This window comes from Kitasatospora sp. NPDC058048 (assembly GCF_042885555.1).
In the GTDB taxonomy this organism is placed as follows: Bacteria; Actinomycetota; Actinomycetes; order Streptomycetales; family Streptomycetaceae; genus Kitasatospora; species Kitasatospora lactacystinica.
This window is the reverse complement of sequence record NZ_JBHVRT010000014.1, coordinates 85,728-110,395: the sequence shown is the minus strand read 5'-3', so window position 1 is coordinate 110,395 and position 24,668 is coordinate 85,728. Positions and strand designations below refer to the sequence as shown.

Genomic DNA, 24,668 nt, shown 5'->3' with positions numbered 1-24,668 from the left:
CGTCCTCGAAGACGATGGCGTCCTCGTCGATGTCCAGCAGGCCGGCGTCGCGGATGTCGGTCATCAGGGCACTCATGGGGGTCCTCCCAATGATTGAGGTTTTGGGGTCCTGCGTGCTGACCGCGCTCGGAGCCGGGGTCGGGCGGCTCGCTCGTCGTTCCGCCCGCCCCGGTCCGCCGTGCTTCGGGATCCGGACGGATCAGGAGTTGAACTCACAGGGGAAGCGGGTCGGGACGTAGGTCACCCACGGGTCGGCGAGGCAGGCGACGGGGGTGAGGTCGGCGTCGAGCTCGTCCTCGAAGACGATGGCGTCCTCGTCGATGTCCAGCAGGCCGGCGTCGCGGATGTCGGTCATCAGGGCACTCATGGGGGTCCTCCCAATGATTGGGGTCTTTGGGTCCTGCTTGCTGAGCGCGCTCATGCTAGCCAGGCGGCCCCACCCGGGACAGGGCGCCGACCGACCTGCCGGATCGCCTACGACAAAGGGAGGTTCCGTTTGTGGACGCCGGCTCCGACGGCTCTCACCGGGGCCGCACACACCGGATCGGCACCTCCGGGACCGGAGGCGTTCGCCGACCGGCGGGCGGTCAGCCGCGCAGGCGACCGGTCAGCCCCGTAGGCGGCGGGCCCGGAGGTACTCGCGGGCCAGCAGGCGCAGCGCGGCGGGCTTGGCCGGACCGGCCGAACGGCGCAGCAGGGCGCCGAGGTCGGCGCGGGCGGCGGCGCTGGTGAGCTCCTCCACGCCGACGATGCAGCGGACCATCGGCCGGTGGGCGGGCGGCACCCGGTCGATGACGGCCCTGCCCTCGGCGAGGGTGCGGTCGGCGCGGTCGAGCAGGGCGGCGAGCAGGGCCCGCACGGCGGGCAGGTCGCGGGCCCGCTCCAGGTCGGCGCGGGTGACGCCGTGTTCCTTCAAGGTCTCTTCGGGGATGGTCAGCCTGCCGTCGGCGAGGTCCTCGGCGAGGTCGTTGACGAAGTCGAGCCGCTGGCTGCCGTCGATGAAGGTGCGGCAGGCGGCGCGGTAGCCGGCCTGGTCGCCGTCCGGGCCGATCAGGCCGGCGACCACCATGAAGCCGGGCAGCGAGTACCCGTCCACGTAGGCCTGGTAGTCCTCCTCGGTGGCGAATCCGGTGAAGTCCAGGTCGGCCCCGGTCGCGGCGAGGAAGTCCAGCACCCGGTCCCGCAGGACGGGGTGGGCGGCGACGCTGTGCAGCAGCGGGCGCAGCTCGGGGTCGTCGGTGCGGCCGGCGGCGAGGCCGTCGGTGACCTGCTGCCGCCAGTGGGCGGACGCGGCCCGGCGTTCGGCGAGCGGGCCGCTGTCGAGCAGGGTGTCGGTGCGGTGCATGAAGGCGGCGGCGGCGATCACGTGCGGGACCATCCGCGCGGGCAGCAGCAGCTCGGTGGCGAGCGCGGCCTCCCGCCGGTAACGGGCCATCTGCTGCCGCTGCCGGCCGTAGTCGGCCCGCAGGCCGGCCTCCCGCACCCCGGCCGCGTCCAGCGCCCGCTCCCACCTGCCCACTCGGTCCACCCCATCGTTCGTTCGACGGGGCCGAGCGTAGCCGGTGGGAGCGGGAGGACCTATTCGGGGGCCCTGCGGCCCCGGGGTCGCGGCGGCGGCGGTCAGCGCTGGCGGATCGTGGCGAAACCGCAGGCCGGGGTGCAGAGGGTGACGATGCCGCTGTAGCGGTGGGTGGTCCGGCCCCGGGTGACGCTGTGCACAGTGTGCTTCTCCCGCAGGTTGAGCTCCCGGCAGCGCGGGCACGCGGCGCCGACCGGATCGCCCCAGGGGCGGTTGGGGTTGAGCTTGGCGATGGAGACGACCATCAGGACGGCGGCCACGCCCGCGCCGCCGAAGCCGATCACCCGCCACACCCCGTTGCCGGACTCCCGACGGTCGATCATCTCGTCGTAGGAGTAGGTGCCCCCGCCCCCGCGGCTGGACCAGATCCGGCACTCGCTGTGCCGGGTCATGGTCTTGCCGTCGCAGGTCGGCGGGGTGTCCGGGTCCGCCTTCCCGACCACCAGGGCCAGGAAGAATCCGAGTGCGATCAGCAGGCCGAGGACGACCACGGCGACGGTCCGGCTGCGGCCGCTGTGCAGCCGCTTGCGTTCGTTGTACGCCGTATCCATCACAGCCTGGGCCATGTTGCCCCCGTCGACCGCCACTGGTCTTCTCCCGTTGTCCACGTCGCCCGCCGGGCCCGGGTGCCGGGCCGGACGGGGCCCCCGTCCGGGGGCGAGAAGAACCCACCACGAACGAAGCCGACTTGTCCGGGACTTGGGAAGATCTTGACCCTTCGGTGGTCCGCCCGGCCGTCCGCTCAGTCGCCGACGGCGACCGAGGCCAGGTAGGAGCCCGCCCGGGCCGGGTCGAAGTACCACTCCTCCAGGTCCGCCGGCTCGTCGAAGGCGTTGGCGAACCGGTGGGCCACGGCGGGCGACCGGCCCCCGGCGCCGAGGATCTGGAGGACGTGCGGGGGCGGTGGGGCGAGCAGTTCGTTGCTCCAGGTGGTGGCGGGGGCGGCGAGGTGCCAGAACCTGTCGAAGGCCTCCTGCTGGAAGGCCCGGTCGAAGGGCCTGTCGCCGTGGTCGAGGATCGCCTCCAGGTAGACGGCGGCGCACTTGGCGGCGTTGTTGGAGCCCTGGCCGGCGATCGGGTCGTTGAGGACGACCACGTCCGCGACGCCCAGCACCGAACCGCCGCCGGGCAGTTCGCCGATCGGGTGGCGCACCGCCGGGGTGAAGCGCCCTGCCAGGGTGCCGCCCGCGTCGGTGAGTTCGACGCCGGAGCGGGTGCGGTCGTACTCCCAGGGTGTGAAGGTCTTCATCAACTCCAGGGTCACCCGCAGGTGTTCGGCCGGATCGCGGATCCCGTCGAAGGCATCCGCCGGGCCTCCCGGCCGGGCCTCCCAGATCATGATGTCGCAGGGCCCGGCCTCGGTCAGGGCGGGCACCATGAACAGTTCGCCGACGCCGGGCACCAGGTTGCAGCGCACCGCCGGGTAGTCGTGCTCGGGGCGCGGCCCGAGCCCGTGCACATAGCTGGCGGCCAGCGCGCGCTGCGGCCGCTCGTACGGGGAGCGCGCGTGGTCGCGCTCGAACAGCGAGGCCAGCGCGCCCTTTCCGGAGGCGACCAGCACCAGGTCGTAGGAGCCGGCCAGGTTCTGCAGGTCGGCCGCGGTCACCTGGCGCAGCTCCACCCGGCCGCCGCGCCCGGCGAACAGCTCCAGCCAGGTGGACATCTTCAGCCGCTGGTCGACGGACTGGGCGCGGGCGTCCAGCCGGGCGACCCAGTCGATCGCCCGCTCCGCCTCCGGCCCGGCGACCGACACCCCGAGGCCCTCGATCCGGGGCGCCCGGTCGGCCCACAGGTCGAGGCCGAGGGCGCGCTCGGTGCGCAGCGCGGAGTCGAACATGCACTGGCTGGACATCACCCGCCCGCCGCGCACCTCCTCCGGGCCGCGGTCGGTCAGCACCGTCACGTCGTAGCCGTGGGCCTGCAGCCCCAGGGCCAGTTGGAGTCCGGCCTGCCCGGCGCCGACGATCAGAATTCTGCGCATCGCCCCTGCTCTCCTGGTGGTACGTCCCGGACGGCGGCCCGCACGGCCCGGCCGCCACCGGACTGCTTACCAGTCATCCGGACGCCCGTCCACGGGCCGTGCCGTGCCCGTCGCCCGCCCTCCTGCCGGAGTTCCCGGGCCCGGCGGGACGCCAGGGCGTCACCCCGTGACCAGCTGCCGTCCGCTGACCTCCTCCGGGCGGATCCGCACCCAGCGCGGCCGGTCCCCGCCCGCCCAGGGGGCCGCGCCGGGCAGGCCGGCCAGACGCTCCAGTTCGACGGGGTCGTCCACGTAGTGCGCGGGGCCGAGGGCGAGCACGCTCCAGCCGCGCCCGAGGTACTCGTCGATGTGGTCGACCTGGAAGGAGACCGCGGCCCCCTCCTCCGGGGAGGCGGCGCCGTGCTCGCCGGTGCGGTAGGCGAAGGAGCCCCGGTCCACCACGTAGTTGACCGGCAGCACCACCGGCCCCGGCTCGACCGGCAGAGCGATCCGGCCGATGCCGTGGTCGCCGACCAGCTGCCAGCACTCCTGCTCGGTGAGGTCGAGCAGCCGGGGGCGCGGGCCGGGGCCGCCCTGGCCGGGCGGGGCGTCGGCGCGGCCGGACACCAGCTCCTCGGGGGTGCTGTCGAGGGCGGCGGCGATCCGGACGAAACCCCCCGGGTCGAAGGAGGGACCGGCCTCCAGCAGGCACCGCAGGTAACGGGGAGCCATCGAGGCCCGGTGGGCCAGGGCCTCCTCGCCGAGGCCCAGTTGCTCGCGCCGTTCGGCGATCCGACGGGCCACGACGGCGGGGTCGGGGGTGTCGTTCACAGGGGTGACTCCTCGGCTTGCCGGGGGCCGTCCGGCCGCGTCCGGGCGTTGACCAGGCCGGATCCATCCAAGCGCCCGGCCTGCGGCAAGTCGAGCAACAGCACGGCCCCGTGCGTGTCGGTCCGCGCCCCGGGCCGGCCGCCGCCGGCGTGCGGTCGACCGGCCGGTGCCACCCGGCCGGGGCGCCGCACCCCGGCGCCGCCGGGCGGGCCCGGGTCGCCGCGCTCGTCGGGGCGCTGCCAGCGTGCCCCGGACCGGGCCGTTCAACCGCGGGCGGGCGTGCTCGCCCCCGCCCCGGCCCGGCGACGGTCCCACCGGGCCGGGGCGAGCGCGGCGAGCATCACCGCCGCCGTGAGCACGAACGCCCACGGGTAGCCCGTCCCGCCCGCGACCGCCCCGAAGGCGACCGCGCCGATCCCCATCCCGCCGTCGTACGCGACGTTCCACAGCGCCGTCACGGTGCCGTAGCCGGCCGGCGGCACCCGCGCGTACATCAGCGCCAGCGTCGCGTTCTGCGCGACGCCGAACCCCGCGCCGAACACCGCGGCCCCGGCCACCACCGCGACCGGGCTGCTCGTGGCGGCCAGCAGCAGCACCCCGCCCGCCGAGACCAGCAGCGCGGGCAGCACCAACCCGGCCGAGCCCCGGCGGTCCCCGTACCGCCCGGCCAGCCAGCGGGTCAGCGTCGCGGCGCCGGGCTGGACCAGCAGCGCCACCGCGACGGCGGCGGCGGACGGCACGGCGAGCGGCAGGAAGGTGACCAGGATCCCGGCCGCCAGCGCCGTCGCGCCGAACACCGCGGCCGGTCGCAGCAGCGCGCCGTTGCGCAGCCCCTCCCGCACCCCCACGGCCGGCCCGCCGGCCCGGGTGCGGTCCGGCAGCGCCGGGACGGAGGCGACGGCGGCCAGCGGCGCCGCCGCCCCGATCGCGAACACCCAGCCCCAGCCGAGGTGCTCGCCCAGCCAGACGCCGAGCGGCAGGCAGGCCAGGGCGGGCAGCCCGGAGACCAGGCCGACCAGCGCGAGTCCCTCCCCGCGCCGCTCGGCCGGGATCAGCGCGGCGGTCAGCGCCCCGCCCGCCACCAGCGCGACCGCGAAGCCGAGCCCGCGCAGCAGGCAGACCGTCACCACCGCCGCCATGCCCCCGGTCCACGCCAGGACCGGCGTGGGCGCGCCGAGCAGCACCAACCCGGCCGCCAGCACCGGGCGGTAGCCGAAGCGCGCGGTCAGCCACGGGGTGGCCAGTTCGCCGATCACGGTGGCCAGCATCAGCGCGCCGGTGGCCAGGCCCGCGGCGTGCTCGCCGCCGCCGGACTCCTGGGCGTACAGCGGCACGGCGGAGAGCAGCAGGTTGAACCCGACGGAGGTGCCGAGCAGGGAGACGAAGCGCAGCAGCAGTGCCCGCGTCAGCAGTGGCGGCCAGGCGCATCCTGAGCCCGTCGCGGAGTCGGTCGTCGTCGTCACCCGGCGACGCTACCGGCCCGAACAGCCTGCCGGTAGAGCTTGCTTCGGCCCGCGGCGCCCGCCCCGCCGACGCTCCGTCGGATTACCCGCGCACGACGCTGTCCACCGCCCCGGCCCGAGCGCATACTGGCCAGCGCGGCTCGCACCGGGCGACGGGGCCACTCCGGTCCCCGGCCCGGCCGCGCCGCGACGGGGGAGGCCGGAATCGTGGCAGTTGTCGTGATCGTCGCCGTGGTGCTCCTGCTCTGGCTGGCGACCGGTGTGCGGGTGGTCCAGCAGTACGAGCGCGGTGTGGTGTTCCGGCTCGGCCGGGTGAGCGGGCAGGTCCGCCAGCCGGGACCGAGCCTGCTGCTGCCGGTGCTGGACCGGATGCGCAAGGTCAACGTCCAGGTGGTCACCATGCCGGTGCCGGCGCAGGAGGGCATCACCAAGGACAACGTCTCGGTGAGCGTCGACGCGGTGCTGTACTTCCGGGTGGTGGACCCGGTCAGGGCCACCGTGGACGTCCAGAACTACTCCTTCGCCATGCTCCAGGTCGCCCAGACCTCGCTGCGCTCCGTCATCGGCAAGAGCGAGCTGGACGACCTGCTCTCCGGCCGGGAGAACCTCCACCAGGGGCTGGAGGTGATGCTGGAGAGCCCGGCCACCGGCTGGGGCGTGCAGATCGACCGGGTGGAGATCAAGGACGTCAGCCTGCCGGACTCGATGAAGCGCTCGATGGCCCGCCAGGCCGAGGCGGACCGCGAGCGCCGGGCCCGGATCATCACCGCCGACGGCGAGTTCCAGGCCGCCACCAAGCTCGCCGAGGCGGCGGGCAGGATGAGCGAGACCCCGGCGGCGATGCAGCTGCGGCTGCTCCAGACCGTGGTCGAGGTCGCGGCGGAGAAGAACTCGACGCTGGTGCTGCCGTTCCCGGTGGAGCTGCTGCGCTTCTTCGAGGCCTCCGCCGCCGCCCGGGCCGCCGACCCCGGGGCATAGGCCGGGCCTATGGCCCCATAGATCACCACCGCCTGCTTCGCAGGTCATCCGTAGGGTTTGCTACAAAGGTTCGGCTAACCTTTGTTGCATCGCGCCCGACCGGAGGACCACTCGTCATGCCCCGCCCGATCCGAGTCGCGATCGTCGGAGCCGGCCCCGCCGGCATCTACGCCGCGGACGCCCTGCTGAAGTCCGACGCCGCCCAGGACCCCGGTGTCTCGATCGACCTGTTCGAGCGGATGCCCGCTCCGTTCGGCCTGATCCGCTACGGGGTCGCGCCCGACCACCCGCGCATCAAGGGCATCGTCACCGCCCTGAACCAGGTGCTCGACAAGCCCCAGGTCCGGCTGTTCGGCAACGTCGACTACCCGAACGACCTCGCCCTGGACGACCTGCACCGCTTCTACGACGCCGTGGTGTTCTCCACCGGCGCGACGGCCGACCGCGCCCTGGACATACCCGGCATCCACCTCGACGGATCCTACGGCGCGGCCGACTTCGTCTCCTGGTACGACGGCCACCCGGACGTGCCCCGGACCTGGCCGCTGGAGGCCGAGAAGGTCGCCGTCCTCGGCGTCGGCAACGTCGCCCTGGACGTCGCCCGGGTGCTCGCCAAGACCGCCGACGAACTGCTGCCCACCGAGATCCCGCCGAACGTGTACGAGGGCCTGAAGCGCAACCGGGCCGTCGAGGTGCACGTCTTCGGCCGCCGCGGCCCCGCCCAGGCCAAGTTCAGCCCGATGGAGCTGCGCGAGCTGGACCACTCCCCCACGATCGAGGTGATCGTCGCCCCCGAGGACATCGAGTACGACGAGGGCTCGATCGCCGAGCGCCGCTCGGTCAAGCACGTGGACCTGGTCGCCTCGACGCTGGAGAACTGGGCGATCCGCGACGTCGGCGACCGCCCGCACCGGGTGTTCCTGCACTTCTTCGAGTCCCCGGTGGAGGTGCTCGGCGAGGACGGCCGGGTGGTCGGCCTGCGCACCGAGCGCACCGAGCTGGACGGCACCGGCAATGTGCGCGGCACCGGCGGCTTCACCGACTGGGACGTGCAGTCGGTCTACCGGGCGGTCGGCTACTACTCCGACGAGCTGCCCAAGCTGCCCTTCGACCCGGCCTCGGGCACCGTTCCGCACCAGGCCGGACGAGTCCTGGACGGCGACGGCTCGCACCGCACCGCCACGTACGTCACCGGCTGGATCAAGCGCGGCCCGGTCGGCCTGATCGGCCACACCAAGGGCGACGCCAACGAGACCGTCGCCTGCCTGCTGGACGACCACGCCGCCGACCGCCTGCCCGGCGCCGTCGAGCCGGACCCGGCGGCCGTCGAGGAGCACCTGCGCGCCCAGGGCGTCCGCTTCACCACCTGGGACGGCTGGAAGCTGCTGGACGCCCACGAGCGCGCGCTCGGCGAGGCCGAGCAGCGCGAGCGGGTCAAGGTCGTCGAGCGCGAGGACATGCTCCGCCACAGCGGGGCCTGAGCCTTCGAGGTCCTGATCATGTCGCCCCGCCGAGCCCGTGCTCGGCGGGGCGATCCGGAGTGCCGGGCTGCCCGTCGGGACCGCCGCACCCGGTCACTCGCACTTCACCGACAGCGCCCGGAGGCACAAGGGCCGCCGGGGACGACTCACAGACCCGGCACGTGGTAGCCGTTGAGGCGCCAGAGCGCGGCGCTGTACCAGAGCAGGGCGATCAGGACGAGCAGGGCGCCGCCTGCCGTGGGCAGGGCCCAGCCGGGCAGCCGGCGGTGGCGGACCACGATGACCTTGGCGACGAACGCGCCGTAGAGGAAGCATCCGGCGAACGAGTGCACGGCGATCCGACTGTCCGTCAGCTGCACGCCGTAGGCCGTGAGGCAGTGGTAGGCAATCGGGAGGGACAGCAGGAACGCGGCCAGGCCGACCAGCCGGTGCCCGGTCCGGACCGACCGGGGTGCGGTGGGCAGGCCGGGCAGCCGGCCGTACATCCGGAGCGCCAGCAGGAGCTGGACCAGCGCGAGGCCCAGCAGGGCGGTGCCGAGCTGGGCCTTGAGCTGGTTGGCGTCGTCGAACCGGCGGCCGAAGAGGCCGCTCGCGTAGTCGGGTGTGTGCGCCCGGCCGTACCAGAAGAGGCCGGCCGTCACGGCCACCGGCAGCGCTGCCCACAGGAGGCCGGAGGCCCGCCGAGGGCGGGACGACCGTTCGACGCCGTTCATCCGCTCAGCTGCCCTCGACCTTGTTGCCCGAGGTGTTGACCACGTACCACGTGGCACCGAAGGCGCTGGACTCCTCGCCGTTGGTGTCGCCCTGCGCCGTGTCGCCCTCGAAGTAGTAGAGCGGGTGGCCGTTGTAGACGATCTGGGTCGTGCCGTCCTTGCGGGTGCTCGTGGAGAGCTTGGCCTGGTCGACGCCGTTGGCGGCGGTGGGGGTGCCGGTGGTCAGGGCGGGGGGCCAGGCGGTGGCGCAGGCGTCGTAGCAGGTCGACGTGGGCGAGGTGTCCGCCTCGAACAGGTAGAGCGTCTTGCCTCGGGCGTCGACCAGGATGTTCTGGTACTTGCCGACGGTGGTCGCCGAGACCGTGGCGGCAGCAGCGCCGGCTCCGGCGGAGGGGCTCGCGCTCCCCGTCGGGGTCGCTTCGGCGGACTGACTGCCGGAGGGGCTCGCCGCGGAGGTCGCCGCGGGTGTCGGGCTTGCCTCGGGTGTCGACTTCTTGCTGCTGGAGCAGCCGCCGCACACCACGGTGATCAGGGCGACGACGGCGGCCGTGGCGGTCACCGTACGGGAAATTCTCATGGGCTTCTCTCCGGCCGGGGTGGGAACTGGTGCCACCACTTCAGCGCGAACAGGCTCGGCCGCTTCACCAGGCACGCCAGCAGGCGGGCAAGGCGAGGCGACCGTTGACCCTGATGGCCGACAGCAGCGGCTCGCGGCCGGTCCGCGTGCCCGTCAGGTACGGACGATCGGCAGCAGCAGCTCGTCCACGATCTCCGCCGGATCGAGCCGCACCGCGTCCCCGCCGCACATCTTGATCCGGTACAGCATCAGCGCCGGCACCAGGTCGGTGACCAGCGGGGTGACCGCCCCGGGCCGGACCTCGCCGCGGGTGGTGCCGCGGTCCAGCACCTCGGCGATCAGCGCGGTCGTCGGCTGGACGACCCGCTCCAGCACGATCTCCAGGAAGGCGTGCGCCCGCTGGTGGTCGAGCTCGCTCATGACGGCCCGCACGGCGGCGCCGATCTCGCTGACCATCGCGGCGCGCAGCCTGGTGACCACCTCCAGCAGGTCCCCGCGCAGGCTGCCGGTGTCGGGGGCCGGGCCGGACGGCGGCAGGCTGGCCCGCAGCGCGTCCTTGACCAGCTCCTCCTTGGAGGACCAGCGGCGGTAGAGCGCGGCCTTGCCGGTCTGCGCGGCGGCGGCCACTCCCTCCATGGTCAGCCGGGCGTAGCCGTCGGTGGTGAGCTGCTGGAGGACCGCCTCGTAGATGGCGCTCTCCAGCGCCTCGCCGCGCCGCCGCAGCGGGGCGGCCGTCACCGGCCCGTGCCCGGTGTCCGTCTCAGCGGTCATGGTTGCGCACCTTCTTCAGTCGCCTTTCCTCGGTCCCGTCGCTCCACGTGTGCGGCCGCGGTTCCCGGGGAGGTCCCGGGCCGGCCGCGCGGACGGTGAAGCACTTCCCCGGTCGCGGAGATCACCTGGACCCCACTGTCGATGTTAGTGAACGAACCCGTTCCCGGCGTCGCCCCCGGCGCACGATCCGATCTGGTGTTCGAGTTGCGATGGGTTCCCCCCTCGATACGCTTCGAGAAGAGGCTCCCCGAGCCCGGACCCGCGCCGCCCCCGGCGCACCCCTTCCGCACGACAGGACCGGGACAGGACCGTGGCCCCATGCGGCTGGGGCGGGACCGGCGGTGGCATGGAGGAGCAGGTCGAAGTGGACCCGCCTGCGGAACCCCGTGGAGGACCCTATGACCGAGAGAACGGCCGGCATGGCGCTGGCAGCCGCCGGCGCCGCCGCGGTCTTCGCCGTGGTGAGCATCGTCGCCGCCGCCAGGGCGTGCAGGTGCCGGATCTCCGGCGCCGAGAGCGCCTCGGAAGCGAGCCGGCACCACGGCCCCGGCTCCGGCATGACCGCCACCAGCCACGGTCGCTGCACACCCCCGAACGTCTGTTGACCCCTCTCTTCCCCGATTCCCCTATTCCTGGAATTCCCGTCCCGCCCCCGGCCGTCACCCGGCGCGCCGGGGGCCCTTTCACGTGCCGGGCGCCCTCCCCCCGGGTGCACGCGGTGCCCCCACCGCACCGGACGGCTGCGGACGACGGGCCGCTCGCCGTCACCGGCCCGCCGGCCGGCGCGGGAGCACCGCGTGCACCCGGGTACCGCGCCGCAGGGCGTCCACGGTGCAGCTGCCGCCGATCTCCGCGGCCCGCTCGGACATCGACTGCAGTCCCACTCCCGGGTGCACGGGAAGCCCGTGGCCCGGGCCCTGCCCGTCGTCCTCGACGTCGAGCACCAGCTGCCCGCTCTCCGCCCGGACGGACACCGTGGCGCGGGCCGCCTGCGCGTGGCGCAGCACGTTGTTGAGCGCCTCGGCCGTGATCCGGTAGACCGCGACCTCGACGGCGGCGGGCAGCGCCGGCAGCGGGTCGGGCTCGAGCCGGGTGGTGACGGCGAGGTCCGGGCCGCTGAAGGTCTCGGCGAGGCGGCTCAGCGCCAGGGACAGGCCGTAGTCGCCCAGGGCGGTGGGCCCGAGCCGGTCGGTGATCCGCCGGACCTCCCGGACCGCCGAGGCGAGGTCGTCCGCGACCCGGTCCAGCACGCTGGAGAAGAGCGCCGGGTCGTCCACCGCGGCGGCGGCCTGCAACCGCAGCCGCAGGCCGGCCAGCATCGGGCCGAGGCCATCGTGGATGTCCCGGCGCAGCTGGCGGCGCTCCTCCTCGCGGGCCGCGACGATCCGCTCGCGGCTGGCCCGCAGGTCCTCCATCAGCTGGAGCGAGGCGACGGCGGGCGCGGCCTGGTCCGCGAGCGAGCGCAGGATGTCGCGGTCGCTGTCGTCGAGCACGCGCTGGCCCTGCCGCGGGGCGACGGTGAGTCGGCCGATCTGGTCCCCCCGGTGCACCAGCGGGAAGCCCTCGCCGCTGCCGGAGAGCTCCCCGACGGCGGCCAGCGGCCGTTCGCCACTGCGCGTGGAGACGGTCAACTCCACGCCGGGCAGCCGCAGTTCGTCACTGACGGTACGGCACAGCACGGCCGGCACCTCCTGCGGGTCGACGGTCTGGCTGACCCTCCCGGCGAGACTGCGCAGCACCTGGTACGGCTGCGCGCGCGAGCCGTAGTACCAGCGGTCGACGAGGCCGGAGGCCCCGCGCACGCCCCGGGGCAGGCCGATCGCGAGCACGAAGACCGCGGCGACCACCACCAGGGCCCCGAGGCCGCGGCCGGGCATCAGCATGGTGGAGAGCAGACAGGCCACCACCACGAACACCATCGCCAGCCCGGCGGCCACCAGCAGGCCGACCAGGATCCGCCGGGCCGCCCGGTCGAGCCGCCAGGAGCCGTCCCGGACCACGACGGCGGCCAGGGTGATCGTCCACAGCGCCGACGTGACGGCGAACGCGATGTACGAGGGCGTGCTCTGGTCGAAGAAGTAGCCGAGTTCGGCTCCGCCCCAGAGCAGGTAGACGCCGAGGGCGATCAGGACGTTCTGCCGGCGCCGCCGCGACACCCCGCGGATGCGGGCGAGCGGGACGAGCACCACCAGGACGGTCAGCACGACGTACACCACGAGCTGGGCGTCGAGCAGCCGGTCGTTGAGCGCCCCCAGCCAGTTCGCGAAGGCGCTGCCGGCGAACGGGTTGGGTTGGCCGAACACGGTGGCGTCGGAGAAGGAGTACCCGGCCGGGGCCAGCCTCCACAGGCCCACGGCGGCGATCGCGAACCACCACCACCTGCTCGGCAGCGTCCCGTTCGGCAACCACAGCGGCAGCGCGTGCCACAGGGTGGCACTGACCGCGTAGCCCACCGACACCAGGACCACCACGGCCCCGACCGCCTGGGGGGTACCCCCCTCCACCCACAGCGGGGCCTCGGCGGCGAGCGGGACGATCAGCGTCGCCCCGTACGCGAGCAGCACCCAGCCGAGCTGGTTCCCGGGCCGGTGGGCGTGCAGCAGCACCCCGCCGGCGACGGACGCCAGGCCGTAGCCGAGGACCGGTAGGAGACGGGCGGGCGTGGAGATCCCTGGCGTTCCGAGGTGGCTCACCACGTACCCGGCCCACAGTCCGCCGGCCACCAGGCAGACGAGCGCGCACAGCCCGGCCGCGGCCAGCTGCCGCTCCGCCGGACCGGACCGTGGCCGCCACCAGGCTCTGTGTGTGCTGTCCGCAGCCATGTCCGCCCTCTCTTCGCCGGGCACCTCCGGATCTCTGAAGTCTGCGCCACCTGTTGTCCCGGGCGCATGAGGCAGCAGCCCCGCCGGCCCCGTGGCGGCCCCGCAGCCGCGGCGGCGGGCCCCGGGCCGGTCAGACGGGCGGGTTGGGGCGGGTCAGGCCGCGGTCGTAGGCGAAGATCACGGCCTGGACGCGGTCCCGGGCACCGATCTTCGACAGCACCCGGCTGACGTGCGTCTTGACGGTCGACTCCGCCAGCACCAGGCGCTGGGCGATCTCGTTGTTGGACCAGCCGTGGGCGATGGCGACCAGGATCTCGCGCTCGCGATCGGTCAGGGCGTCCAGCCGCGGATCCGCGACGGGCTCGGCGCCGGGCGGGCGGACCGGCAGGCGGTGGGCGTAGGCGTCGAGCAGCCGCCGGGTGATCGCGGGGGCGACCACGGCGTCGCCCCCGGAGACGGCGCGGATGCCGGCCAGCAGTTCCTCCGGACGGGCGTCCTTGAGCAGGAAGCCGCTGGCACCGGCACGCAGCGCGGCGTGCGCGTACTCGTCGAGGTCGAAGGTGGTCAGCACCAGGATGCGGGAGCGCCCGCCGGTCGCGACGATGCGGCGGGTGGCCTCGATCCCGTCCATGCCGGGCATCCGGATGTCCATCAGGACGACGTCGGGGCGCAGGTCGGCGGCCAGCCGGACGGCCTCGCCGCCGTGGGCCGCCTCGCCGACCACCTCGGTGTCGGGCTGGCTCTCCAGCAGCATCCGGAAGCCGTAACGCTGCAAGGGCTGGTCGTCCACGATGAGGACGGTGGTCACGTCGGGCCGCCTGTCGGGTCGGGGGTGAGGTCCGGGTCCGCTCCGGAGCCCCGGTCCGCCGTGGGGCCAGGGTCCGCGGTGGGGTCCGCGCCGGTCGGGTCCGCGCCGGAGGTGGGGTCCGGCCCGGGGGTGAGGTCCAGAACGGCCTCCACGGTCCATCCTGCACCGGGGACGGGACCTGCCGTGACGCTGCCGCCGTACAGGGCCGCGCGTTCGCGCATCCCGGCCAGGCCGTGGCCGTACCCGTCCGTGCGACCGTGCCAGCGGGGGCCGCCGGGCCGGCCGGTGTCCTCGACGCGGATCCGCAGCCGCTCGGCGTCGACGGTCAGCGTCACATGGGCGCGGGTCTCCGGCCCCGCGTGCTTGAGGGCGTTGGTGAGCGCCTCCTGGACGATGCGGTAGGCCATCAGCTGGACGCCGCGGTCCGGTCGGTCCAGGGCGCCGGCGGCCGTGTACACCACCTGAGGCCCGGCGGCGCGGATGCGGGCGCACAGCCCGTCGAGGTCGGCGATGCCGGGCTGCGGCGTGTACTCGGCGGCCTGGTCCCCCTGGTCGCGCAGCACCCCGAGCATCCGCCGCAGTTCGCCGAGCGCCTGCCGGCTGGTGTCCCCGATCAGCAGCAGGGCCTCCCTGCCGCGCTCGGGGTTGGCCTGCGCCGCGTACGCGCCGCCGTCGGCCAGGGTGACGATGACGGACAGGTTGTGACCGACGATGTCGTGCATCTCCCGGGCCACCCGGGCACGCTCGGTCGCGGTGGCCAGCCGGCTGCGCTGGTCGCGCTCGATCTCCAGCCGGGCGGCCCGCTCCCGCAGCCCGGCGAGCTGGGCGCGCCGGACGCGCACCGCGATGCCCAGGGCCACGGCCGCCGTCGCCGCGCTGAACAGGAAGAACAGGGCGTCGCCGACCGGCAGCCCACCACCGGAGACGGCCACCGCGACCAGGGCCACGGCCACCGCCATGGCCGCACAGGACCACGCCAGGTGCCGCAGCCGGCCGTGCAGCGCCAGGCTGTAGAGGGCGACCAGCAGGGCGGCGTCGGCGCGCAGACCGACGTCCAGGGACCACTGCAGGACGAAGACCGCCATGATCGCGGCGAAGGCCGCCGTGGGCCGACGGCGGCGCCACAGCAGCGGCAGCACCAGGCCGGCCTGCAGGGCCAGGGTATGCGGCAGCGGCAGCCGGGCGAGCACGATCCGGTGCTCGCGCCCGCCGGCCTCGACGTGACCGGGAAAGAGGTCGGGCAGGCAGAACAGCAGGAAGGCGACGGCCACCACCGCGGCGTCCAGCACCCAGGGTCGGTCGCGGTCCCCCTGTCGAAGCCGCTGGCCGATCCGGGCCAGGCGGACGTACAGCGGGTGGCCGGACAGGACGTCGGCGGCCGGCGCGTCGGCGGCCCGGGGGTCACCGGCCCGGGAGTGACCGGCCCGGGAGTCACCCGCTCGGGGGTCGGAGGCCCGGGGATCGTCGGCCCGGGCACCTCCGGCCGCGAACGGGCTCGTGGTGGCGGCGTGCTCACTCACCGGTGGCACCTCCCTGGTCGGCCGGGCTGTCGAGGTCGTGGGTGCGGCGCCGGTTGGTCCCGGCGCCGCGATGGATCGTCTCCGCTCCGAGTCTCTCAGGCGTCGGTGCGCACCAGCCGCACGGCCGCCGCACCGAGGGCGAGGACCATCCAGCCGAGGAAGACGGCCAGCCCCACCGTGGGCGAGAGCGTGGTCGAGTCGTGGTGCAGGGCGAACATCGCCTCGCCCGCGTGGCTGGGCAGGTAGGGGCTGAGGTGGCTCTGCCAGGAGCTGGGCAGCAGCGCGGTCAGCCCGGGGACCAGCATCAGCGTGGCCACCAGCACCGCGATGCCGCCGGCCACCGAGCGCAGCAGCGCGCCGAGCGCGACGCCGATCACACCGACCAGCGCGAGGTAGAGCCCGGCGCCCAGCAGGCCGCGGACCACCCCGGCGTCGGAGAGGGTCATCGCCACCCGGGTGCCGGAGAGGACGCCGCTGTCGGCGACGAAGACGGCGAACACCCCGACGGTGCCGAGCACCAGCGCGATCAGCCCGTACACGGCGGCCTTGGACCAGAGCACCGGCAGCCGGCGCGGCACGGCGGCCAGCGTCGAGCGGATCATGCCGGTCGAGTACTCGCCGGCGGCGACCAGCACACCGAGGACGCCGAGGGCCAGCTGGGCGAAGTTGGTGCCGAACAGGGAGAGGCTCAGTGTGCTCGCGCTCGCGAAGTCCCGGTCCATCGGACGGCCGGAGGTCATCCGTGACTTGAACTGGTAGGCGGCGATCAGGCCGAAGCCGACCAGGAAGAGCAGGGCCAGCCCGAGGGTGATCCAGGTGGAGCGCAGCGACCACAGCTTCGCCCACTCGGAACGCAGCACCCGCACCGCCGTCACCCGGTACGCGGGGCGCGTGGGCCGCAGGTCGCCGGAGGCGGGCATCTGGCTCGGTGCGATGGTGGTCATGCCGCACTCCTCGGGGTCTCGCCGGCGGGGGCGCCGGCGGCGGTGGTGGTCGTGCCGTGGTACTCGACGGCGTCGCGGGTCAGGTCCATGAACGCCTCCTCCAGGGAGACCGTCCGCGGGGTGAGCTCGAACAGGGCGATGCCCCGCTCGGCGGCGGCCAGGCCGATCTCGCGGGCCGTGCGTCCGCTGACCAGCAGTTCCTCCGAGCCCGCCCGGCCGGTGACCTCCACACCGGGGCCGGCCAGCGCGGTGCGCAGCAGGGCCGGGTCGGCGCTGACCACCTTGACCACGTCGCCGCCGGCCTGGCGGACCAGGTCCTGCACGGTCGTGTCGGCCAGCAGCCGGCCCCGGCCGACGACGATCAGGTGGTCGGCGACCAGGGCCATCTCGCTCATCAGGTGCGAGGAGACGAAGACGGTGCGGCCCTCGGCGGCGAGCGAGGTGAGCAGGTTGCGGATCCACAGCACGCCCTCGGGGTCGAGGCCGTTGACCGGCTCGTCCAGCATCACCGTGGCCGGGTCGCCCAGCAGGGCCGAGGCGATCCCGAGCCGCTGGCCCATGCCGAGCGAGAACGCCCCGGCGCGCTTGCGGGCCACCGACGACAGCCCGGTCAGCTCGATGACCTCCTCGACCCGTCGGCGCGGGATGCCGTGGGTGTGGGCCTGGGCCATCAGGTGGTGGAAGGCCGAGCGGCCCGGGTGGATCGACTTGGCCTCCAGCAGCGCGCCGACCTCCTGGAGCGGCGCCGCGTGCTCGGCGTAGCGGCGGCCGTTGACCCTCACCGAACCGCTGGTGGGGGCGTCCAGCCCGACGATCATCCGCATCGTGGTGGACTTGCCCGCGCCGTTCGGCCCGAGGAAGCCCGTCACCGTCCCCGGCCGGACCGTGAAGTCCAGCTGGTCCACGGCCGTCTTCTCCCCGTACCGCTTCGTCAGCCGGTGCGCCTCGATCATCGCTCACCTCTGTGCTCCGGGGCCGGTTCGTCCGGCCGCCCTCGTGCACCACGCTACGTGCGGAGTCGGCTCCGATCCGTGGTACCGGAGTCCGATCATCGGCGCGCCCGTAGTACCGCGGTACCACCCCGGCACCCCACCACAGCAGCCGGTCGGCGGTGCTCCGCCAGCACCGCCCGGACCTCCGCCGGCAGCATCCGGTGGTCCCCGCCGTAGGTCACCGCCGCCGCGAACACCGCGCCGCCGCTCGCTCCGGGAGGCGGCGGGGGCGGCGTCCGCCGATACTGGGGCCGCCCGGATTCTTCTGGAGGAACCATGGACTACGGTCTCGGCGTGCGGCTCGACCGGCCGTTCGCGCAGGCGGTGGAGACGGTCACGGCCGCGCTCAAGGAGCAGGGCTTCGGCGTCCTGACCACCATCGACGTCCGGGCGACGCTGCGCGAGAAGATCGGCGCGGAGATCGAGGACTACCTGATCCTCGGCGCCTGCAACCCCGCCCTCGCCCACCGCGCCCTCCAGGCCGACCGCCGGATCGGGCTGCTGCTGCCCTGCAACGTGGTGGTCCGGGCGGACGGCGGGGCCACGGTGGTGGAGGCCGTCGACCCGCAGACCATGGTCACCCTGGCCGGCCCCGGCGGCGGGCTGGGCGAGGTCGCCGAGGAGGCGGCACGGCGGCTGACCGCCGCCCTGGACGCGCTGCGCGGATGAGGAGCAGACCATGACCGCACCCGTCGTCGCCGGATTCGACGGCTCCCCCGAGAGCCGCGCCGCCACCGAGTGGGCCGCCCGCGAGGCGCAGCGCCGCGGCTGCCCGCTCGATCTCCTGCAGGCCTGGCCGTGGCCGCACCAGGACGTGGTCGGCAGCGAGGAGACCTACCGGCGCGCGCTGGACCAACTCGCCCTCCGGGCTGATGAGTTGCGCCCGCTGGCCGGTGTCGGGCCGGTCACCTCGGCGATCGTCCCGACCGATCCGGCCGAGGCGCTGGAGGCGGCCGCGAACTCGGCCGGTCTGCTCGTCCTGGGCTCGCGCGGGCTGGGCGCGGTACGCGGCTTCCTGGTCGGCTCGGTGAGCCATGAGGTGCTGCGCCGGGCGAGCTGTCCGGTGGTGCTGGTCCGGGCGGAGGCGGTCGAGTCGGACGGCCCGGTGCTGGTGGGCCTCGACCTGACCCACCCGATGGACGACGTGCTGGCCTTCGCCTTCGACGCGGCCGCCCGGCGCGGGGCCCCGCTGCGGGTGGTGCACGTCTGGTCGCCGCCGGTCTCCAGCCAGTACACGGCACTCCAGGCCGTCGGCGGGCTGGGCGAGCTCTCCTCCGTCGACCGGGCCCGGTTCGCCGAGCAGCTGGCCCCCTGGCGGGAGCGCCACCCCGAGGTGTCGGTGACCGCCGACCTGATCCAGGGCAGCCGCTCCGTCGACCTGGTGGACGCGGCGGACGGGGCCCGGCTGCTCGTGGTCGGCCGCCGCACCCGCCGCACCCTGTTCGGCGCCCACCTCGGCCCGGTGGCGCACGCCGCGATCCACCACGCGGTCTGCCCGGTCGCCCTCGTCCGGCACGCCTGAGCGGCGAGGGGGCGGCGAGGGGCAGCGACGGGGCGGCGAGACACGGCGACCGGGAACGTCCGACCGGGGCGGCGACGGAGTGGCGGCCGGCCCTACTCCGGGCCGTCGGCCGGCACGTGCGCGGCGTAGAGCCGCTGGAGCAGCCCGTTGAGGTGTCGGCGTTCGGCCGCGGTCAGGGCGCCGAGGAACCGCTCCTGCTCGGCGGCGGCCGCGGCGGCGATCGTCCCGACCAGGGCGCTCCCCCGGTCCGTCAGGGTGACGACGCGGCGGCGCCGGTCGGTGTCGTGCGGACGGCGTTCGGCGAGCTGCCGGTCCGCCAGCTGGTCGAGGACCGGGACGAGGTTGCGGGCGTCCACGGCGACGAGTTCGGCCAGCCGCCGCTGGACCACCGGACCGTGCCGGTCGAGGGCGACCAGCACGGCGTACTGGCCCTGGGTCAGCCGGTGCTCGCCGAGGAAGGCCGCCCAGGAGCGGGCCGTGAGGGATCCCAGCCGCGCCAGCAGGAAGCCGGTGCCGCGTTCGAAGGCCGGTCGCTCCGGTGCGTCCGCTGCACCGGGTGTGTCCGGTGTGTCCGGTGTGTCCGGTGTGTCCGGCCGGTCGTTGTCGCCGCTCATGGGGTCAGCCTAGTCAATGGACATGCCCCATGTCGTTTGATAGACATGAATCATGTCTATTGAGCTGCGCCACTCGACCGTGGCCATCGATGACCGCTCGCTCCACGTGGTGGAGTCCGGCCCCACCGACGCCCGCCCCTTCCTGTTCCTGCACGGCTGGCCGGAGTCCTGGCGGACCTGGCTGGGGGTGATGGAGGCGGCCGGCGGCGAAGCCCGGACCATCGCCGTGGACCTGCCCGGGATCGGCGGCTCCACCGGGGCCGTCGAGGGCGGGTCGAAGCGCCGGCTGGCCGGGACGGTCCACGCACTGGTCCGGGAACTCGGTCTCACCGGCACCACCCTGGTGGGCCACGACGCCGGCGGGATGGCGGCCTACGCCTACCTGCGGCGGTTCACCGGCGTCGAGCGCGTCGTCGTGATGAACACCGTGATCCCCGGCGTCGACCCGTGGAACGAGGTGCTGCGCAACCCGTACATCTGGCACTTCGGCCTGCACGCGGTACCCGACCTGCCGGAGGCCCTGGTCCAGGGCCGGCAGGCGGTCTACTTCGACCACTTCTACGACGTGCTGTCGGTCGACCCCGCCCGGATCACCCCCGAGTCCCGCGCGGCGCACGCCGCCGCCTACGCGAGCCCCGCCGCGCTCACCGCGGGATTCGATCTCTACCGCGCCTTCCCCCAGGACGCCCGGGACAACGCCGAGGCCGCCGCCGTCCCGGCCGACACACCGCTGCTGTACGTCCGCGGCGACCGCGAGGGCGGCGACATCGAGGCCTACGCCCGGGGCTTCCGCGCCGCGGGCGTCCGCGAACTCACCACCGCGGTGGTCGCCGACGCCGGGCACTTCGCCCAGGAGGAGCAGCCCGCCGCCGTCTGGGCCGTCCTGCGCGACTTCACCGCCGTACGGCCGACGCTCTGAGACACGCCGTCGGCGCGCGCGGGACGGCCCGGCCGGGCGCGGTCGGCAGGGGACGGGGCCCCTGGTCGGCCCGGCCGGGCCGACCGCTCAGCGGGTGGCGCGCCGGCGGGTGATCCGGGTGAGTACCGAGCCGGACAGCAGCGCGGCGGCGCCGACCGCGCCGACCGCGGCGACGGCCTGCCCGTGGGAGCCGGTCGCCGCGAGCTCGGTCGGGGCCGCGGCAGCGCCACCGGCGGCGCCACCCGCGGCGCCCGCGGCCTCGCGGATCTGGCGGACGATGTCGTCGGGGTGGGACATCATCGACACGTGCGAGGAGTCGATCTCGACCGTGCGCGACTTGGCGCGCCTGGACTCGAAGCGCTCCAGGTCGGGGGCGATGGCCCGGTCCTGCCGGGAGACGACGAACCACGACGGGATGTCGCGCCAGGCGGCGGCGGTGGCCTTCTCCGCGAACCCGACCTGGGAGACGGGGCGCTGCTCGGCGGCCATCAGCCGGGTGCGGGACTCCGGCAGGTCGGCGGCGAAGACGGCGCGGAACTTCTCGTTCTGGATGTAGAGGTCGACTCCGCCGCCGCCGGTGCCCGTGAAGGGGACGGGGTTGAGCGCGGTGGCGAGGTCACTGCCCGCGAACTTCGTCGACAGTTCGGCCGGGGACTCGCCCACGTCGGGCGCGAACGCCGACACGTAGACCAGAGCCTTGACGTTCGGGTTCCCGGCGGCGGCCTGGGTGATGACGGCTCCGCCGTAGGAGTGGCCGGCCAGCACGATCGGGCCGCTGATGCTCTTGAGCAGACTGGCCACGTAGGCGGCGTCCTCGGTCAGACCGCGCAGCTCGTTGGGCGGGGCGAGGACGGTGAATCCGTCGTCCATGAGGCGCGTGGCGACGTCGTTCCACCCGGAGGCGTCCGCGAACGCGCCGTGCACCAGGACCACCGTCGGCCTCCCGCCGCCGCCCGGCCTGCCGCCGTCCTGGGCGGCCGACGCGGGCGGCGCGGTGGCGGCGACCGCACAGGTCGCGAGCGCCACCACGGCGGCGGAGGAGATCGAACGGCGGGACAGCGATATGCCCATGGTTCCTGCCTTTCAGCGAGGTGAGAGGGGGCTGGAACCACCCTGCCCACACCCCCGTCCGGGCAGCACACCACGCTGCGCACACGGGTGAATCCGCACCGCTGTTCGAGTTTCCGTACGGCGGCATCCGGTTTCGACGGCGTTCCGCACCACGTCCATCGACGCGGGCGGACCACCGTTCGGCCCAGCGCGTTCAGAGCTCCCCGGATCTGAACCGGGCGGCCTCGTCCTCCAGGTCCGCCAGGTCGGGCGTGCGGTGGCGGACGGCGCTCACCCACTGGTGGACGAGTGCCCAGAGTTCGGCGAGGCGGCCGGGGACCGGGGCGCCGAGGAGGGTGAGGAGGCCGGTCGCCGCCGGGTCGCCCTCGTCGCAGGCGGGGCAGAGAGCGGTCTCCTTGAAGCCGGTCACCTGCTTCCCGGCCTGATTCGGCCAGGAGTGCGGATAACGGGCGGTCAGGAGGGCCGGGATTCCGCAGCGTCGGCAGGGCGGGAGGACAGCGGTGCGGACCATGACGAGGGGAGAGGTTTCGCTCGGAGGCGTCATGCCGGACCCACCCCGGCCTCGCCACCGGCACCGGCACCGGCACCGGACGCGGTCCCGGTGCCGGACGCGAAGGCGGCGGCGCGCACGCTCGCACGCGGGGCGCGGATCGAGGTCCTCGGGGAGTCGCGGCCGCCTCCCCCGGGTGGGAGGGACCCGCCGATCCGGTCGGGCGCCAGCACCTTGACGGTGCGCCCGCCCCGCGCGCGGGCACGGCCCGGGCTGCGGGAGGAGTCCTCGACGGCGTTCATGGCCTTGGTCCTGCCGAAGGTGTTCACCCGTACGGTCTACCCGTCACCGCGCGTGTCGATGACACCTCGGACGGTGCGGTGTGCCGCCGGTCGTCGAAGAACCGGCCGCGCGCGGGAGTTCCGGCGGAGCGTGCCGGGTCGGTTCGCGCCCGGGCCGGCGGCGGCGTGTCGCGGGGCGCCGCGGTGGTCACACTACTGCGGAGAAGATCGCGACGGGCAGCACGAGCTGCCCGTGCGACCACCACGCACACCGGAGGCAGTGACCGTGAAGCGCGTCGGCATCATCGGAGTGGGCGAGATCGGCCGGGCCATCGTGACGGGCCTGCGCCACGGGGACGACCCGGGGCCGGAGGTCCTGCTCTCGCCGCGGGGCGCGCGGACCGCGGCCGAGCTGGCCGAGCGGTACGAGGACGTACGGGTGTGCGCCGGCAACCAGGAGGTGGTGGACGGCTCCGAGCTGGTGATCATCGCCCTGCGCCGCCAGGACTGGCGCGAGGCTCTGACCGGCCTGCACGTGCCCGACGACCGGGTCGTGGTCAATGTGGTGCCCGGCGTCGGCACCGGGGAGCTGCGCCGGGTGCTGGCCACCGACGCAGCGGTGACCCACGCCATCCCGCTGCCCACCGTGCGCGAGCGCCGCTGCCTCACCGTGGTCCACCCCTCGCACCCCGACGCGGACGCCTTGTTCGAGCGGTTGGGCGGGGCGCTCCCGGTCGCGGACGAGGTCGCGCTCAGCGTCCTGTCCGCACTGACCTCGACCCAGACCACCCACTACGCGTTCCTCACCACGCTCGTCTCCTGGGCCGTCGACCAGGGCATTCCCGCCGGGGACGCCGACCGCTTCGTCCGCGGCATCTACCAGGACGTCGGCCGCTCGCTCGGCGACGGGACCCGCTCGCTGGAGCGCCTCGCGGCCGAGCACGAGACCCCGGGCGGGAGCAACGAGCGCATCCGCACCAGCTGGTTCGACGAGGCCAACTCCGGGGCCCTGCGCACCGCCCTCGACGGCCTGGTCGGCGACCTCCGCACCGGCCACCGGTAGGCCGGGAACTCCGGAATCCCGCGATCCGCCGGCCCCCGCGGGAGCCGTCGGATCGAGGCTCGGCCGGGTCGCGGCGTATCACGTCCGGCTGACGACCGTTAGCATGACGGGTATGGCGCCGGTCATTGGCGCCGGTTCGCACAGATTCCACAGTGGTGTCGAGGAGTTGACGATGAGTCGCGCATTCCCTCTGTTCCGGACGACCGATCCCGTCCCCGAGGAGGAGCGACGCACCATCCTCGCCGCACCGGGGTTCGGCAAATTCTTCACCGACCACATGGCCACGGCCACCTGGACGCCCGCCGAGGGCTGGCACGACCGCAAGGTCACCGCGCTGGTGCCGTACTCGATGCACCCGAGCGCCGCCGTGCTGCACTACGCCCAGGAGATCTTCGAGGGGCTCAAGGCCTACCGCCACGCCGACGGCAGCGTCTGGCTGTTCCGCCCGGAGTTCAACGCCCGCCGCTTCGCCCGCTCCGCCGAGCGGCTCGCCCTGCCGGTGCTGCCTGAGGAGGACTTCCTCGACAGCGTCGGGGAACTGGTCCGCGCGGACGAGGCGTGGGTGCCGGACTCCGCCGACGAGAAGAGCCTCTACCTGCGGCCGTTCATGTTCGCCTCGGAGGCCTTCCTCGGCGTCCGGCCCGCCGAGCAGATCGCCTACTCGGTCATCGCCAGCCCGGCCGGCCCGTACTTCCCCGGCGGCGTCACCGGCATCACGCTCTGGGTCAGCAGCAACTACACCCGCGCCGGGCGGGGCGGCACCGGCGCCGCCAAGTGCGGCGGCAACTACGCCTCCAGCCTGGCCGCGCAGTTGGAGTCCCGCAAGCACGGCTGCGACCAGGTGCTGTTCCTGGACGACACCGGCGGCGAGGGCGACCTGGAGGAGTCCGGCACGATGAACCTGTGCCTGGTCACCTCGGCCGGCGAGCTGGTCACCCCCGCGCTGGGCAACATCCTCGACGGGGTCACCCGGGACTCGATCCTGGCGCTGGCGGGCGAGTTCGGGCTGACCCCGGTGGAGCGCTCGATCACCCTCTCCGAGCTGCGGGCCGGTGCCGCCGACGGCACGATCACCGAGGTGTTCGCCGCCGGGACGGCCGCGGTGGTCACCCCGATCGTCGGATTCAAGGGCGCGGGCTACGAGTTCACCGTCGGCACCGGCTCGCCCGGCAAGCAGACCGTCGCGATCCGCGAGCACATGCTGGACATCCAGTACGGGCGCGCCGAGGACGTCCACGGCTGGATGCGGCGGGTGGTCTGACCACCCCG

At 74.4% G+C, this 24,668-nt stretch carries 27 protein-coding genes; 8 read left to right on the top strand and 19 right to left on the bottom strand.

Features of this window, described 5'->3' with window-relative positions:
- From ACFVVA_RS17065 to ACFVVA_RS17035, 7 genes are all read right to left on the bottom strand, one after another.
- Positions 1 to 64: SflA family class IV lanthipeptide (locus ACFVVA_RS17065; protein WP_387690385.1), on the bottom strand; the 64-nt coding region annotated here is incomplete at its 3' end.
- A gap of 135 nt (positions 65 to 199) precedes the next feature.
- The gene (locus ACFVVA_RS17060) at positions 200 to 367 is read right to left on the bottom strand and encodes an SflA family class IV lanthipeptide (protein WP_387690250.1); all 168 of its coding nucleotides are present in this window, start codon (positions 365 to 367) and stop codon (positions 200 to 202) included.
- Between the two features lie 240 nt (positions 368 to 607).
- Entirely contained in the window at positions 608 to 1,519 is a 912-nt protein-coding gene (locus tag ACFVVA_RS17055; protein ID WP_387690248.1) for a phytoene/squalene synthase family protein, read from the bottom strand.
- 101 nt (positions 1,520 to 1,620) lie between these two features.
- Positions 1,621 to 2,166 (bottom strand): hypothetical protein, encoded by a 546-nt coding sequence (locus ACFVVA_RS17050; RefSeq protein WP_387690247.1) that lies wholly within the window; start codon positions 2,164 to 2,166, stop codon positions 1,621 to 1,623.
- Positions 2,167 to 2,321: 155 nt separating this feature from the next.
- Positions 2,322 to 3,560 carry a styrene monooxygenase/indole monooxygenase family protein gene (locus ACFVVA_RS17045; protein ID WP_387690245.1) on the bottom strand — a complete coding sequence of 413 codons (1,239 nt, stop codon included), beginning with the start codon at positions 3,558 to 3,560 and terminating at the stop codon, positions 2,322 to 2,324.
- 159 nt (positions 3,561 to 3,719) lie between these two features.
- Positions 3,720 to 4,370: a helix-turn-helix domain-containing protein gene (locus tag ACFVVA_RS17040; RefSeq protein ID WP_387690243.1), complete on the bottom strand. Its 651-nt coding sequence runs from the start codon at positions 4,368 to 4,370 to the stop codon at positions 3,720 to 3,722.
- Positions 4,371 to 4,633: 263 nt separating this feature from the next.
- Complete coding sequence (locus tag ACFVVA_RS17035) at positions 4,634 to 5,833, bottom strand: MFS transporter (RefSeq protein WP_387690241.1); 1,200 nt, start codon at positions 5,831 to 5,833, stop codon at positions 4,634 to 4,636.
- 207 nt (positions 5,834 to 6,040) lie between these two features.
- Between ACFVVA_RS17035 and ACFVVA_RS17030 the strand changes: the two genes are divergently transcribed.
- Positions 6,041 to 6,811 (top strand): slipin family protein, encoded by a 771-nt coding sequence (locus tag ACFVVA_RS17030; protein ID WP_387690239.1) that lies wholly within the window; start codon positions 6,041 to 6,043, stop codon positions 6,809 to 6,811.
- Between the two features lie 116 nt (positions 6,812 to 6,927).
- On the top strand, positions 6,928 to 8,292 hold the full coding sequence (locus ACFVVA_RS17025; protein WP_387690237.1) for an FAD-dependent oxidoreductase: 1,365 nt from the start codon (positions 6,928 to 6,930) through the stop codon (positions 8,290 to 8,292).
- A gap of 146 nt (positions 8,293 to 8,438) precedes the next feature.
- Here ACFVVA_RS17025 and ACFVVA_RS17020 read toward each other — a convergent pair whose 3' ends face one another.
- The 3 genes from ACFVVA_RS17020 to ACFVVA_RS17010 form a co-directional block, all read right to left on the bottom strand.
- Positions 8,439 to 9,005 (bottom strand): DUF6529 family protein, encoded by a 567-nt coding sequence (locus tag ACFVVA_RS17020; RefSeq protein ID WP_387690235.1) that lies wholly within the window; start codon positions 9,003 to 9,005, stop codon positions 8,439 to 8,441.
- Between the two features lie 4 nt (positions 9,006 to 9,009).
- Complete coding sequence (locus ACFVVA_RS17015) at positions 9,010 to 9,582, bottom strand: hypothetical protein (protein ID WP_387690233.1); 573 nt, start codon at positions 9,580 to 9,582, stop codon at positions 9,010 to 9,012.
- 153 nt (positions 9,583 to 9,735) lie between these two features.
- Positions 9,736 to 10,353 carry a TetR-like C-terminal domain-containing protein gene (locus ACFVVA_RS17010; RefSeq protein WP_387690231.1) on the bottom strand — a complete coding sequence of 206 codons (618 nt, stop codon included), beginning with the start codon at positions 10,351 to 10,353 and terminating at the stop codon, positions 9,736 to 9,738.
- A gap of 398 nt (positions 10,354 to 10,751) precedes the next feature.
- Here ACFVVA_RS17010 and ACFVVA_RS17005 point away from each other — a divergent pair, with 398 nt between their 5' ends.
- Positions 10,752 to 10,958 (top strand): hypothetical protein, encoded by a 207-nt coding sequence (locus tag ACFVVA_RS17005; RefSeq protein WP_387690229.1) that lies wholly within the window; start codon positions 10,752 to 10,754, stop codon positions 10,956 to 10,958.
- Positions 10,959 to 11,117: 159 nt separating this feature from the next.
- On the opposite strand, the gene ACFVVA_RS17000 is transcribed toward ACFVVA_RS17005, so the two are convergent.
- The 5 genes from ACFVVA_RS17000 to ACFVVA_RS16980 all read right to left on the bottom strand — a co-directional run bounded on the left by ACFVVA_RS17000 (position 11,118) and on the right by ACFVVA_RS16980 (position 17,400).
- The gene (locus tag ACFVVA_RS17000; RefSeq protein WP_387690227.1) at positions 11,118 to 13,175 is read right to left on the bottom strand and encodes a histidine kinase; all 2,058 of its coding nucleotides are present in this window, start codon (positions 13,173 to 13,175) and stop codon (positions 11,118 to 11,120) included.
- A gap of 130 nt (positions 13,176 to 13,305) precedes the next feature.
- Positions 13,306 to 13,983, bottom strand: a complete 678-nt coding sequence (locus tag ACFVVA_RS16995; RefSeq protein WP_359898427.1) for a response regulator transcription factor — start codon at positions 13,981 to 13,983, stop codon at positions 13,306 to 13,308.
- Positions 13,980 to 15,350: a sensor histidine kinase gene (locus ACFVVA_RS16990; protein WP_387690383.1), complete on the bottom strand. Its 1,371-nt coding sequence runs from the start codon at positions 15,348 to 15,350 to the stop codon at positions 13,980 to 13,982. Before ACFVVA_RS16990 ends, ACFVVA_RS16995 begins: the two co-directional genes overlap by 4 nt.
- Positions 15,351 to 15,598: 248 nt before the next feature.
- A complete protein-coding gene (locus ACFVVA_RS16985) occupies positions 15,599 to 16,447 on the bottom strand; it encodes an ABC transporter permease (protein ID WP_387690225.1) in 849 nt (282 codons plus the stop codon).
- Positions 16,444 to 17,400 carry an ATP-binding cassette domain-containing protein gene (locus tag ACFVVA_RS16980; protein WP_387690223.1) on the bottom strand — a complete coding sequence of 319 codons (957 nt, stop codon included), beginning with the start codon at positions 17,398 to 17,400 and terminating at the stop codon, positions 16,444 to 16,446. The genes ACFVVA_RS16985 and ACFVVA_RS16980 overlap by 4 nt, the downstream gene beginning before the upstream one ends.
- 315 nt (positions 17,401 to 17,715) lie before the next feature.
- Between ACFVVA_RS16980 and ACFVVA_RS16975 the strand changes: the two genes are divergently transcribed.
- Entirely contained in the window at positions 17,716 to 18,108 is a 393-nt protein-coding gene (locus ACFVVA_RS16975; protein ID WP_387690221.1) for a DUF302 domain-containing protein, read from the top strand.
- A gap of 10 nt (positions 18,109 to 18,118) precedes the next feature.
- The gene (locus tag ACFVVA_RS16970) at positions 18,119 to 18,961 is read left to right on the top strand and encodes a universal stress protein (RefSeq protein ID WP_387690219.1); all 843 of its coding nucleotides are present in this window, start codon (positions 18,119 to 18,121) and stop codon (positions 18,959 to 18,961) included.
- A 92-nt stretch (positions 18,962 to 19,053) separates the two neighbouring features.
- Here the strand turns inward: ACFVVA_RS16970 and ACFVVA_RS16965 are convergent, their stop codons facing one another.
- Positions 19,054 to 19,575: a MarR family winged helix-turn-helix transcriptional regulator gene (locus tag ACFVVA_RS16965; RefSeq protein WP_387690217.1), complete on the bottom strand. Its 522-nt coding sequence runs from the start codon at positions 19,573 to 19,575 to the stop codon at positions 19,054 to 19,056.
- A 52-nt stretch (positions 19,576 to 19,627) separates the two neighbouring features.
- On the opposite strand from ACFVVA_RS16965, the gene ACFVVA_RS16960 reads away from it, so the two are divergent.
- Positions 19,628 to 20,494: an alpha/beta fold hydrolase gene (locus tag ACFVVA_RS16960; RefSeq protein ID WP_387690215.1), complete on the top strand. Its 867-nt coding sequence runs from the start codon at positions 19,628 to 19,630 to the stop codon at positions 20,492 to 20,494.
- An 87-nt stretch (positions 20,495 to 20,581) separates the two neighbouring features.
- Here the strand turns inward: ACFVVA_RS16960 and ACFVVA_RS16955 are convergent, their stop codons facing one another.
- The 3 genes from ACFVVA_RS16955 to ACFVVA_RS16945 all read right to left on the bottom strand — a co-directional run bounded on the left by ACFVVA_RS16955 (position 20,582) and on the right by ACFVVA_RS16945 (position 22,384).
- The gene (locus ACFVVA_RS16955; protein ID WP_387690214.1) at positions 20,582 to 21,565 is read right to left on the bottom strand and encodes an alpha/beta fold hydrolase; all 984 of its coding nucleotides are present in this window, start codon (positions 21,563 to 21,565) and stop codon (positions 20,582 to 20,584) included.
- Positions 21,566 to 21,758: 193 nt separating this feature from the next.
- A complete protein-coding gene (locus ACFVVA_RS16950) occupies positions 21,759 to 22,076 on the bottom strand; it encodes a DUF6300 family protein (RefSeq protein WP_387690212.1) in 318 nt (105 codons plus the stop codon).
- 29 nt (positions 22,077 to 22,105) lie between these two features.
- Positions 22,106 to 22,384: a hypothetical protein gene (locus ACFVVA_RS16945; RefSeq protein ID WP_387690210.1), complete on the bottom strand. Its 279-nt coding sequence runs from the start codon at positions 22,382 to 22,384 to the stop codon at positions 22,106 to 22,108.
- Positions 22,385 to 22,616: 232 nt separating this feature from the next.
- Between ACFVVA_RS16945 and ACFVVA_RS16940 the strand changes: the two genes are divergently transcribed.
- Positions 22,617 to 23,399 carry an NAD(P)-binding domain-containing protein gene (locus ACFVVA_RS16940; protein ID WP_387690208.1) on the top strand — a complete coding sequence of 261 codons (783 nt, stop codon included), beginning with the start codon at positions 22,617 to 22,619 and terminating at the stop codon, positions 23,397 to 23,399.
- Between the two features lie 172 nt (positions 23,400 to 23,571).
- On the top strand, positions 23,572 to 24,660 hold the full coding sequence (locus ACFVVA_RS16935) for a branched-chain amino acid aminotransferase (protein ID WP_387690206.1): 1,089 nt from the start codon (positions 23,572 to 23,574) through the stop codon (positions 24,658 to 24,660).
- Positions 24,661 to 24,668: the final 8 nt, after the last annotated feature.